Here is a 10,956-nt window from a genome sequence, read left to right as displayed (position 1 = left end):
ACTGATTCTACGAATACCTTCTCCTCAGCAACGCATAAAACTTTTCAACGGTAGTTTCTTTGGTGTCCCAACCGTTCTTGGCAGCGTAATTCGTTTTCAGGAAGTCCTCCGCTTCCGCGAACGTCGAAAACCTGTTCAAAATGTCGATAGCTTCGCTATAGGCCAGGTTATACCCGTTGAAAAGATCCTTGATATAAAGCAGTTTATCATTCAGGTTGATGGCCTGTTTCAGGTCGGTAATGGCTGGGGCATGCAGTTGTTCGGCCACCTTTGCCGTTTTATTGAGCTGGGCCGATATCATCTGGTTGATGGTCAGTTTTTCATCGGCTGCTGTTTCGGCTTTTACTTCAACCGGCGCCTTCGCCATTTGCAATTCAACAGAGGGGGCCGGTTTTGGCGTTTCCACCACAGGCTCTTCTTTTATTGGTTCGGGTTGTTTTACCGGCTCTGGTTCTTGTACAGGTTCCGGTTTGTTTGCAGCGGTTGCTTGCGCGGGTTCTTCTTCAATTTCGGCGGCCTCTTCGATCTCGAAACCGGTGTCGTCTTCATCTTCCCAATTTTCCGACTCATCCAGCACCAGCTCGTGTTTGATCACTTCGGGTTCGGGCCGCAGGTAAGAAAAATCGTCATCAGCGCCGTTGGCCGACAGGTCGATATGCGGTACGGGATTATCATCAACCTGGCTTGTTGTTTCAACGGTGGCAGGCTCATCGGCAATTTCGGGCTCAGGCGCCGGTTTAGCTTGCTGAACTACCGGCTCGAAAAATTTCTCTTCCGTTTTGGGTGTTTCGTCCTTAACGGGCACGGGCGGGGTAACCGTATTCTGGATGTTGAGTTTGCGGAGTACCGAGGAGTGGTCGGCAAGGAAATGCGCGTTGGCGACAAATAGTTCAAGTTCGAGGTCGTTCAGCTGGTTATCCGCACTTCCCAGGTATTCATATTGGTCGTTTAGTTCCTTTAATATGGTGCCTATCTTTTTAAAAACTTCCTGTTGCTTCATGGCAGTGTATCGAAAATCCTTATCAAAAGTAGGATTAAATTATGATATTTGCCCGCTATAAATGAGTTGAGCATGCTGTACACCGAGGATGTTTTTAGGCGAAGAAGTGAACTGGGCGGCAGCATCGAGGTTATTTGCGGGTCGATGTTTTCGGGGAAAACCGAGGAGCTGATACGCCGGCTGAGGCGTGCACAAATTGCCCGTTTAAGCGTTGAGATATTTAAACCGCGCACCGATACCCGGTTCGACGAAACGGCCGTTGTATCACATAACGCCAACTATATCCAATCAACCCCGGTTGAAAACTCGTCATCCATATTGCTGTTAGGCAGCGATGTGCAGGTGGTAGGCGTTGACGAGGCCCAATTTTTCGACGACGAACTGCCGAACGTTTGCAACATACTAGCCAACCGCGGCGTGCGCGTGATAGTTGCCGGGCTGGATATGGATTTTAAAGGGAAACCTTTTGGCCCAATGCCGCAATTGATGGCCATTGCCGAATCGGTAACCAAGGTACATGCAGTATGTGTGCGCTGCGGTAACCCGGCGCTTTACTCCTACCGTCTTGTATCCAACGAGGCAACTGTATTATTAGGCGAAAAGGAAAGTTATGAGCCCCGGTGCCGGGCTTGCTACAATCTTGCTATCTAACGTTTTTATTCATTCAGCACTTTCGGGAATAATTTTATTTCAGGGGTTTTTATCATTTAATCAAAAATTCAGTTTAAATTTAGAAGCCAATTTTATAGACAAGTAAAAGATGAAATTTAGAAATTTATACCTGCTACTGATGGTTGTACTGCTAATCGGCGGTACTGCATGCAAGAAGTCGCCTAAAAACGGCGACAGTTCCGGGAACGTTACCGGAAACCAGAACGGCGTCGATCCGCCGGCCGGTTCAACCGATGGGGTTACCTTTATCAACGCGGGCAAATCGGTTATTTTTAACCTGTACGCGCCTAAGAAGAAAAGCGTTTCGGTGGTTGGGGAGTTTAACGGATGGGCAGCCACCGCCATGAAAAATTCAAAAGACGGGAACCGCTGGTGGGTGCAGGTGGACAATCTTGATCCATCCAGGGAATATGCTTACCAGTATGTGATAGACGGAACCATTAAAGTAGCCGACCCATATACCGAAAAAGTACTCGACCCGGATAATGATAAAAACATACCGACAACGGTATATCCAAACCTGAAGGCGTATCCTTCGGGGGCAACTGGCATTGTGAGCACTTTCTGGTACAGCCAGCCAACTTATAGCTGGACTAACACTTCGTTCACCCGCCCCGATCCGAAAAACCTGGTGATCTATGAACTGTTGGTTCGCGATTTTGTAGCGACGCACGATTATAAAACTATAAAAGACACCCTTAACTACTTCAAAAACCTGGGCGTCAATGCCATCGAACTGATGCCGGTAAATGAGTTTGAAGGCAATGATTCGTGGGGATATAACCCCAATTTCTATTTTGCGCCGGATAAATACTATGGCACAAAAAACGACCTGAAAGCCCTGATAGATGCCTGCCATAGCAAAGGTATCGCGGTGGTGCAGGACATCGTGCTTAACCATTCATTCGGCTCATCGCCAATGGTGCAGATGTATTGGAACGGCACCGCGCCATCGTCCGCTAACCCCTGGTATAATACCAACCCAACGCATCCTTACAATGTAGGCTTCCAGTTCAATCATGAAAGCGCGGCGACCAAAACCTTTGTCAAAAATGTGCTCAAGTGGTGGATACAGGAATACCATGTCGACGGGTTCCGGTTCGACCTGGCTAAAGGGTTCACCCAATTTAACAGCGGCAGCGATGTTAACCTGTGGGGGCAGTACGATGCCAGCCGGGTGGCTATCTGGAAAGATTACAACAGCTACATGCTGAGCCTCGACCCCAAGCTGTACGTTATTTTGGAGGACTTTGCAAGCCCGCAGGAAGAATCGGAATTGGCTAACCAGGGTATGATGACCTGGCAAAACCTTTCGGGCCCTGCCGAACAGGCCTTAATGAGCTATAACGATGCAGGCGGTTCGTGGGATTTTTCGGGGATATTTTATGACCAGATGGGCTTTACCAATCCTTATGCACTGGTAACTTATTTTGAGAGCCACGATGAGGAGCGCCTGCAATATAAAAACGGGATGTATGGCAACGCGAGCGGCAGTTACAGTATTAAGGACCTGGCCACCGGCCTAAAGCGCGATGAAATGGGCGCTGCCTTTATGTTTTCTTCGCCAGGGCCGAAAATGGTTTGGCAATTCGGCGAGCGGGGTTATGATTTCAGTATCAATAATTTTGGCGGCCGCCTGAGCGATAAACCGCCCCACTGGGAATATATGGCCGATGCCGACCGTCACCACCTGTATGCTACTTACGCCAAAATGATCAAATGGAAAATCAACAATGCGGTATTCACCACCACAAATTTTCATTATGGCCTTAGCAGTACGGTTAAATATATCCAGTTGATAGGAACCGATAATAACGTGGAAGTGGTGGGTAATTTTGGCGTTACCAGCCAAACAGCCAATGTGCCTTTCCCTGCGGTGGGGACGTATATCGATAATTTTACAGGCGCGACATTTAACGTAACTGCCCTGCCCATGTCTATGACCCTGGCACCGGGCGAGTACCATGTGTACAGCACCACGGCGCTCCATTAAGCAGGTCAAAGGTGAAAGGACAAAGGCGAAAGGTTGCCATTCGGCGCAGGAATCCTTTCGCCTTATCAATGTGGATAACTCCCTGAACGTTAGTAACTTTTAGTAAACTATTTGGGGCATTGGTAGTCTTAGTAGTAAATGTTGACAAAGACTAACCATCATGAGAGATCAGATCACTGATATATCGGAACAATATCCGTTGTTTCCGCTATCGCGCGAAACGGAAAAAAAGCCGGCGTCTTATCCAGACCCGGCTTTTTGGCTTTATATATATCCTGCAGCCGGCGAACATCATAACATCGTTATACCCGGTTCGCGCCTGCTGTGCCCCTGGGGCATGGCTGTCGAGTACGGAGACGATAATACACCGCCTGAGCGAAGAAAACACTTGCTGGAAGCTTTAAAAACCGGCCTGAAAACCCTCAGGGAATATCACTTGCCCGCCTGTCGCATCCTTTTTTCGGAGGATAATTCGACGAGACAGATCACTGTTTGGGTAGATTAAGGGCAGTTAAGCAAGGCGGGACAACAATAGCCGGCTTACATGGGCCTTCTCGGGCGTTTTTTCTTTACCGGGTCGCCGGGTTTGGTAACCTGCTGGTACACCCTTGGCGAAAACCGTTCGGTTGGGACGAATGGACGCTTGGGCGGAGCAGCAGGAGCCTCAGGTTCATCGGGGCGAATGTTGATGGTAAGCTTGCGGTCGCCCATAGGTTCGCCGTTAAGGGCTGCTATTACGTTCTCGGCGGCAGCCATATCAGCCATCTCGATAAAGCCGTAGCCTTTACAGACACGGGTCTTTTTATCCTTCACCAGCTTTATCGTCTTCACATCGCCGTGCAGACTGAACATTTTTACCAGTTCTATTTCGTCCATATCCAGCGGAAACCCGCTGACAAAAAGTTTTACCATGAGTGTAGATTACTCTGCTAAAGTAAAGCAAAAGTTTGTAACATGGTAATCTTAATTAATAGTTCATTTTTAAGGGGCTGTTTTAGGCAATATTTCATAAAAAAAGCCCTGTGGATATATCCGCAGGGCTTCTGATCGCGATAACGATCTTCAGGCTACTAAATTCGCCTCGGCGCCGAAAGCCTGGTCGATGACGATCTTCCAGATGCCGTCGGCTTGCTGCTTCATCACTTCGATACCATTGGCGCTGATCTTTACTTCATCGCCGTCGGTGATGCTCCATTCCGACCGGCCCAGGGCGATGTCGCCGGCCTGCATGCAATACACGGTTTTAATTTCCATTTTACCTTTGATGGACAGGATGGCTTTAATGGATTCCTCGAATTTAGCATGACCGGATACCGGCTTGCCGGGTTCTGGTACGATGATACCTGTGGTGTCGTACATGTTCATTACAGTGGCTACGTCGCCGGTGTTAAAGGCTGCTGCCAGGTTTGCATGAGCGTCTTCCGCTCTTTTTGGTAAGTTCATTTTGATTGATTTTTATAGTTAAATAATGGATTTGAAGTTCTTATCACTGATGACAGCGGTTGCCAGCCGGGCTGCGTTTTCATAAACTTTATTAGCCAGGAATGGCCCCATGCTGATGCGTTTTACACCTAATGCCGCCAACTCGTCAAAGCCGGGGAGCTGAGGCATGCACATCACATTGATGGGGAGCGACGTTGCATTTACTACCTGGCGGATATCGTCCACGGCGGTAATGCAGGGGGTGAAAATGCCGTTAACGCCGGTGTTTTCATAGGCTTTGATACGGGCGAGGGTCTCTTCCAGCGCATTAGGCAGGCCCAGCAGGAAACCGTCGGTGCGCACATTCAGGAAGATCCCGAGGTTGTTGCGGCTGATGTGGCCGGCGATGGCTTCGAGGGTCCTTTGGAAATCAACGACCGACTGCAAAGTGCGTGTTACACCTGGGATAGTATCCTCGATATTGACACCCACGACTCCCGCGTCGTGCAGTTTGCTGATATTTTCCCTGATGCCATCAATGCTGCGGCTGTAGCCAGCTTCCATATCGACGGTAAAAGGAATATTCACTGTTTCGACTACTCTTTTTGCTACCTGTAATACCAGGCCGAAGGAGAGGTTCTCGCCATCGTTATAGCCGAAGGTGGTTGACAGCGCCTGGCTTGATATGCCGATGGCCCTGTATCCTGCGGCTTCAAATACCTGCGCGCTTTTTACGTCCCAGGTGTTGCCCAGCACCAGTGGCTCCGGGCCCTGGTGCAGTTTCAAAAATGTTTTAAATAAGCTCATACAATTTGTTTTTTATTTTGCTGATTAATAATGGTGTGAGTTCGGTATTCGCTTCTGTATCAGCCTCACCTAAATCCTCTCCAAAGGAGAGGACTTTGACTTTCAACCTTAGCTTATCCGGAACGCCGTTTTATTAAAACAAAGGTATTGCGCCCGTTGGGGCCAAAATTGTACGTATCGGAACAGTTGGGGTGTTATTGAAACAAAAGCTGGTTAACCGGGGTCAGGTTATCCATATAGGCGGAGGGGGTAATGCCCGTAAACAACTTAAAGTCGCGGATAAAATGTGACTGGTCGAAGTAGCCGCTTTCGTAAGCGATGGAGGTGAAAGGCTGATCGTTTTTGGCGATCAGCTTCAGGCTGTACTGGAAGCGGAGTATCTTATTGAATGCCGTTGGCGACAGGCCCGTGTTTTGGTAAATGAGTTTATGCAGGTAACGCGGCGTGATGCCGTGCGTGGTAGCAATACGGTCGAGGCTGGTTTCGCCGGGCTTCTGTTTCAGGCTGCTGAGGATGTCGCCCACCTTATCTATTTTGAATGATCTTTTTTCGCTGCTGATCAGTTTTTTGATCAGGAAGGTTTCGATCAGGTCTATCCGTTTGGTAATGTCCTTTGCTTCCAGCAGTTGGGCGTACAGCATTTTTATCGGGCCGCCCAGGATGTCGGCGAGATCAGAAACCAGGTCGTTGAATACGCCGATCTCATCATTTAAAAAGTAGGCTGCCGAATGGGTAAAGAACTTTACGCCCAGCATGACATGTTTGCCCTTCGACCGTATGGCGAGGGGTTGGGTTACCTGGCCCCACAATTCAATTTTTGGCGTGCGTACGTATTTTTCGCCCAGTGATGCTTCCCACACGCCGTCGCCCAGGTTGAAGATCATTTCCATATCCCCGCTCGGGAACACGGTGTCCTCGAACTCTGTATCCTCGGCTGATACGAAAAGATAATAATGCTTAACGTAAGGCTTTAAAATATCTGATGGTTGAAAATACTCCAGGTCCATTATTACAAACTTACAGTTTCGGTTTTACAATTTTTACAGGTTCGACTGCCTATTATCACTGCTGAACGAGTCGCGGTACATTTTCCAGCCCTGCGGTGTTTTCTTCCACAGCACCAGGAACTTGCCATTATCAAACATTTTATTGTTAGCGTCAAACGACTGCCAGAAACCGATCTCGGTAACGTACTCCTTTGCGTCGCCATATACATCAACGGTGATGAATTTGCCGTTCCTCAAACCTATTTTATCATACGCTATTTTATAAAATTTCAGCGGCGCATCCGCACCACAACTGGCCGGTGCATTAGGCGGCATTATCCAGCAATCTTTGGCGTAGCGGTTAATGAATATGGACGAATCGCCTTTTTTGAACGCGTCAAAATAAATAGCATTACTGGCGGCAATGGCTTTTTTTGCCTCCTCCAGCGCCTGGTTGTTTTTGGCCCGCTGTGCGTAACCCAGGCCCGAACTTAATATGCCCGCAGTAAGCAGGACGGCTGTCAATAGTGTTGTCTTTTTCATGATCTGTTTAATTTATATCACAAAAATACCGGTACTATGAAAGCGGAAATTGTACGAATCGGAACTGGGGGGGATATTGAATTATTGAATTATTGAATTATTGAATTATTGAATGGCGGCGATGCTGCCGACTGCAAACTATCAACTGTCCCATCGGGACTCCTACGGAGCCAACTGAAAATCTGCCAACTGAAAATCTGCCTTAGCTTTTATTTTTCCTGTCGAACAGCCAATGGTCCACGCTCCACTTACCTGCCCCGGTGAAGAAGAAAACGGCGAAAAGTAGTAATAAAAGGAAAGGCAATTGTTCGTCGCCCCAGATATTGCCCTTGCCCATAAAAAATATGATCACACCCATATTGATGATCAATGGTATGGTTACCAATCGTGTAAAAAGCCCTATCGCCAGTAGGGCGCCGCCCACCAGTTCGGTTAATTTACCCAGGTAGGCCATAAAGTGAGGTGCCGGCATGTGGAGGTCGGTCAGCCAGTCAAAATTACCCTGCATGCTATTGGCTTTAAAAACCTCGAGCCCGTATTTGGCTATGATGATGCCGCTGATGGCCCTGATGATGACCAAAAGGTTTTTATAAAACCCTTCGGAACTAAGCAATTGTTTAAGCATGGATCGTTGTTTGGTAAATAATTCAGGCTAAACTACTCCGGCGGTTTGTAAAGAGGGGCAAACCAATTGTAAAAAATTGTAAACGGAAATGTAAATTCTTTTTATGCCCCCAACTCGTTTAAGAGTTCAGCGAAGCGCTCTTAAATGTTCGCAGTAAATGCAGCACTCCGTGCGGTGAGGGCAGGATAATTTAATGGGCGTTACCCTCGTGCCTCGGGTCGCGCCATATGCTCATACTACACGGGCGTTAGGCTCGTGGCCGGTATCCCTGCATGCGGGGCAGGCAGGTACTATTGTCTCTAACGCAATTGTCTGAACCAGAATTTTTCGCGGGTTGTTTATTTTTAAGGGTGCTCAAGAGGGCTACGCCGTTTACAGAATTAAAGAATTAACAGAATTCAACAAGATATTGTTATGGCGGAGTTCCCGGCAGGATGTCAATTTTGGCTAAAGCCACTTTACCATTATCCTTAATACCGTTGGCTGAAGCCAACGGCAATGAAGCCGATAAATTCATTGTCGTCCCATTTATGGGGGCGGGAGATTAGAAGCGGACTTATGGCTTTAGCCAAAGAATTAAAGCTTCCAGTTTTATTCAGTTGGAAACTGAAATTAAAATGAGATACAATCACATTATTCGCAATCTTTTTATAAATTAGTTTCGGATAAAGCCTCGCGCGAATGAAATTACGTTATCAGTTGTTGCTTTTTTTAGGTGTCATTTTAGCATCTTGCGGAAAAAGTAGTGTTCAGCCACAAGCGCAAATTTCTATAAAAGGTGTAGTTATTAACGGCACAGAATATCCAACAGATACAATCGGAACGCAAGTATGGATTGCTATTAATTATGCCGGACCTGGGGGTTATCATTTGGTTTACCCCAATTACAGTTACGACGGTTATTTTTATACACAAAGCCAGGCAAATGCATTAACATTGCCAGCCGGATGGCGGGTGCCTTCCATAGCAGATTTTAACAAAATGTTGAGCAACTTTGCTGGCCCGGCTGACATTGATGCTTATGGCGATTATTACATTCAGAATCCAGTTATGCTTATCGGTACCAAACATTGGGATGATGATAATGGCAACGTGCAACATCAGGGAACTAACACTTCAGGGTTTAATATTGTCCAAACGCCTTATGTTATTATACAAAACGGCAATCCGGTAGGACAAGACAGTCAATTTTCCTATTTTGTTACTTCAAACACAGTAGTTACAGATGGTATAGTGCAGTATAGTTTTCAGTTCGACCCTGATTTTGAGTTTATTGGTTTAAACAACGACCCTTTGACTCGGGCTTTTAATTTACGACTTGTAAAAGATCTTTAAGATTCTCCTTGTTTTACTTTTTAAATTTTGTCGCAGTAGCATGTTTTTAAGGTGCTCAAGATGGCTACGCCGTTACGCCCCTGCGGAAATACTTAAACCGGGTGGGTGATCTTTCATTCCAGAAAAAATATAGAAACATTTCCTCGTTATTGAGATATTGTGACACCTTTTGGCGAACTTGTGACATGAAATTCAAAACCAAGGACGAGAACGAGTTATTTGCTTACATTGATGGAATATGTTCAAAAAACGAAATAGAGGGGCCAAACGCTATAATTAAGAATTATGATTACTTAAGAGGATATATGATAATCGAACTGTCAGGCGTATTCCTAAATAGGTTAGAACAAGCTAATAAAGAAGATTATAACTCTCTGGTTTTGAAATACTCTGATGAATCTATCAGACTCCGGCGAGTTTAGCGCCGTATAACGGGTGGGTTACTGTCCCAAAAGCTTTCAGCCTCATTCTGCTAAAAACTGAAGCTAAAATAGCCATGAGCTCCGGGTGTAGTACCTAGGGATAGTTCTTACAAATGGCTTAGATAACAGAAAAAGACATGAAAAATAAGATATTATTGATAGCTTTTTTTATAATAACGAGTCACATATCAATGGCCCAAAACAAAGGAGTGGACGACTTTTTAAAATCGAATCTAACACCTGAGGGAACTTATTATTCAATTGAGAAAGCTAAAATTCACCCGGAAAAAGTCAGGCATTTAATATTAATAGGGATAAAAATCTTTCCGGTTGAAATATTGGAATTCAAAAACCTTATTGAGCTTGATTTAACAAATAATAGCATCGAACAAATTCCATCTTGGGTTCAAAAGCTAACAAATCTTCAAATATTAATCCTTCGCGGTAATAAGCTTAATGAGGTTTCGGAATTTGTTTTTTATCTACCTTCTTTGAAAGAATTAGACTTATGGGGAAATTCTATTAGTACTTTTTCTATAGATCATCCAATCACAGAAACTAGATTAGAATATCTTAATTTATCTATGAACAAATTTACCGATCTTCCTAAAGCTGTTATAAAATTAACGCATTTAAAAAAGATCTTGTTAGACAATAATCAGCTAACTAAAATACCTTCTGAAATTTTTGAAATGAAGGATTTAGAATATGCTTATTTATATCACAATAATATTTCTGACTTTGAAGCCCCTCAAAGCATTAAAAACCATTTAAAAACAATTGATTTGACGAACAATCCGATTAATGAATCTAAAATTAAAAAACTAAAGGAATTGTTGCCAGATTGTGAAATACACTAACAACAATGTCCACCACACTCGTTCAAAGTGTCGAGAATATAGCCGGCTCGCGGCAACAGCAACAACATAATCATAGTTGCCTTTAATCATAAATCATAGTTCAGATAAAACGCTGCGCGTAGCGACGAGATTGCTTCGCTACGCTCGCAATGACAAATAGGGTAAAAGTTGCGCCGGGGACAGCAATGTATACCGGCCCGCGCATAAGGCCATAAAGGCGTATGATCCCGATACCCATCGGGACAGGCTTTCTGGCCCGCCCTGGCGCCCTATTCTTAATTGGTAGTGGTA

Annotated in this window: 12 protein-coding genes; 5 read left to right on the top strand and 7 right to left on the bottom strand. The window is 45.5% G+C overall.

The genetic code is table 11. From position 1 onward, the window contains the following. Window positions 1-7: 7 nt before the first annotated feature. Window positions 8-1,000, bottom strand: coding sequence for a hypothetical protein (locus tag VL525_RS17605; protein ID WP_325388347.1), 993 nt, complete (start codon window positions 998-1,000; stop codon window positions 8-10). A gap of 72 nt (window positions 1,001-1,072) precedes the next feature. Between VL525_RS17605 and VL525_RS17600 the strand changes: the two genes are divergently transcribed. From VL525_RS17600 to VL525_RS17590, 3 genes are all read left to right on the top strand, one after another. Continuing rightward, entirely contained in the window at window positions 1,073-1,651 is a 579-nt protein-coding gene (locus tag VL525_RS17600; RefSeq protein WP_325388429.1) for a thymidine kinase, read from the top strand. A gap of 109 nt (window positions 1,652-1,760) precedes the next feature. After that, complete coding sequence (locus VL525_RS17595) at window positions 1,761-3,665, top strand: alpha-amylase family glycosyl hydrolase (protein ID WP_325388346.1); 1,905 nt, start codon at window positions 1,761-1,763, stop codon at window positions 3,663-3,665. Between the two features lie 160 nt (window positions 3,666-3,825). Then, a complete protein-coding gene (locus tag VL525_RS17590; protein ID WP_325388345.1) occupies window positions 3,826-4,170 on the top strand; it encodes a hypothetical protein in 345 nt (114 codons plus the stop codon). Between the two features lie 35 nt (window positions 4,171-4,205). Here the strand turns inward: VL525_RS17590 and VL525_RS17585 are convergent, their stop codons facing one another. The 6 genes from VL525_RS17585 to VL525_RS17560 all read right to left on the bottom strand — a co-directional run bounded on the left by VL525_RS17585 (window position 4,206) and on the right by VL525_RS17560 (window position 8,048). Next, the gene (locus VL525_RS17585; protein ID WP_325388344.1) at window positions 4,206-4,577 is read right to left on the bottom strand and encodes an RNA-binding protein; all 372 of its coding nucleotides are present in this window, start codon (window positions 4,575-4,577) and stop codon (window positions 4,206-4,208) included. A 150-nt stretch (window positions 4,578-4,727) separates the two neighbouring features. Next, entirely contained in the window at window positions 4,728-5,108 is a 381-nt protein-coding gene (locus VL525_RS17580) for a YybH family protein (RefSeq protein WP_325388343.1), read from the bottom strand. An 18-nt stretch (window positions 5,109-5,126) separates the two neighbouring features. Then, window positions 5,127-5,894: an isocitrate lyase/phosphoenolpyruvate mutase family protein gene (locus VL525_RS17575; protein ID WP_325388342.1), complete on the bottom strand. Its 768-nt coding sequence runs from the start codon at window positions 5,892-5,894 to the stop codon at window positions 5,127-5,129. Between the two features lie 194 nt (window positions 5,895-6,088). After that, on the bottom strand, window positions 6,089-6,901 hold the full coding sequence (locus tag VL525_RS17570) for an AraC family transcriptional regulator (protein ID WP_325388341.1): 813 nt from the start codon (window positions 6,899-6,901) through the stop codon (window positions 6,089-6,091). Between the two features lie 33 nt (window positions 6,902-6,934). Continuing rightward, window positions 6,935-7,423 carry a hypothetical protein gene (locus VL525_RS17565; RefSeq protein ID WP_325388340.1) on the bottom strand — a complete coding sequence of 163 codons (489 nt, stop codon included), beginning with the start codon at window positions 7,421-7,423 and terminating at the stop codon, window positions 6,935-6,937. A gap of 202 nt (window positions 7,424-7,625) precedes the next feature. Beyond that, on the bottom strand, window positions 7,626-8,048 hold the full coding sequence (locus tag VL525_RS17560) for a DoxX family protein (protein WP_325388339.1): 423 nt from the start codon (window positions 8,046-8,048) through the stop codon (window positions 7,626-7,628). 681 nt (window positions 8,049-8,729) lie between these two features. On the opposite strand from VL525_RS17560, the gene VL525_RS17555 reads away from it, so the two are divergent. Together VL525_RS17555 and VL525_RS17550 are read left to right on the top strand one after the other, a co-directional pair. Next, window positions 8,730-9,383 (top strand): FISUMP domain-containing protein, encoded by a 654-nt coding sequence (locus VL525_RS17555; protein ID WP_325388338.1) that lies wholly within the window; start codon window positions 8,730-8,732, stop codon window positions 9,381-9,383. A 559-nt stretch (window positions 9,384-9,942) separates the two neighbouring features. Further along, window positions 9,943-10,665, top strand: a complete 723-nt coding sequence (locus tag VL525_RS17550) for a leucine-rich repeat domain-containing protein (protein WP_325388337.1) — start codon at window positions 9,943-9,945, stop codon at window positions 10,663-10,665. Window positions 10,666-10,956: the final 291 nt, after the last annotated feature.

The sequence above is a fragment of the Mucilaginibacter sp. genome, from assembly GCF_035492695.1.
GTDB lineage: Bacteria > Bacteroidota > Bacteroidia > Sphingobacteriales > Sphingobacteriaceae > Mucilaginibacter.
The sequence above is the reverse complement of the archived record's forward strand: the minus strand, read 5'-3'. Positions and strand labels throughout refer to the sequence as shown.

Bases quoted from the DNA above. Each gene is read 5' to 3' on its own strand.
- VL525_RS17550 (WP_325388337.1), top strand. From the start codon at position 9,943: ATGAAAAATAAGATATTATTGATAGCTTTTTTTATAATAACGAGTCAC.
- VL525_RS17585 (WP_325388344.1), bottom strand. From the start codon at position 4,577: ATGGTAAAACTTTTTGTCAGCGGGTTTCCGCTGGATATGGACGAAATA.
- VL525_RS17605 (WP_325388347.1), bottom strand. From the start codon at position 1,000: ATGAAGCAACAGGAAGTTTTTAAAAAGATAGGCACCATATTAAAGGAA.
- VL525_RS17565 (WP_325388340.1), bottom strand. From the start codon at position 7,423: ATGAAAAAGACAACACTATTGACAGCCGTCCTGCTTACTGCGGGCATA.
- VL525_RS17590 (WP_325388345.1), top strand. From the start codon at position 3,826: ATGAGAGATCAGATCACTGATATATCGGAACAATATCCGTTGTTTCCG.
- VL525_RS17560 (WP_325388339.1), bottom strand. From the start codon at position 8,048: ATGCTTAAACAATTGCTTAGTTCCGAAGGGTTTTATAAAAACCTTTTG.
- VL525_RS17575 (WP_325388342.1), bottom strand. From the start codon at position 5,894: ATGAGCTTATTTAAAACATTTTTGAAACTGCACCAGGGCCCGGAGCCA.
- VL525_RS17595 (WP_325388346.1), top strand. From the start codon at position 1,761: ATGAAATTTAGAAATTTATACCTGCTACTGATGGTTGTACTGCTAATC.
- VL525_RS17600 (WP_325388429.1), top strand. From the start codon at position 1,073: ATGCTGTACACCGAGGATGTTTTTAGGCGAAGAAGTGAACTGGGCGGC.
- VL525_RS17570 (WP_325388341.1), bottom strand. From the start codon at position 6,901: ATGGACCTGGAGTATTTTCAACCATCAGATATTTTAAAGCCTTACGTT.
- VL525_RS17580 (WP_325388343.1), bottom strand. From the start codon at position 5,108: ATGAACTTACCAAAAAGAGCGGAAGACGCTCATGCAAACCTGGCAGCA.
- VL525_RS17555 (WP_325388338.1), top strand. From the start codon at position 8,730: ATGAAATTACGTTATCAGTTGTTGCTTTTTTTAGGTGTCATTTTAGCA.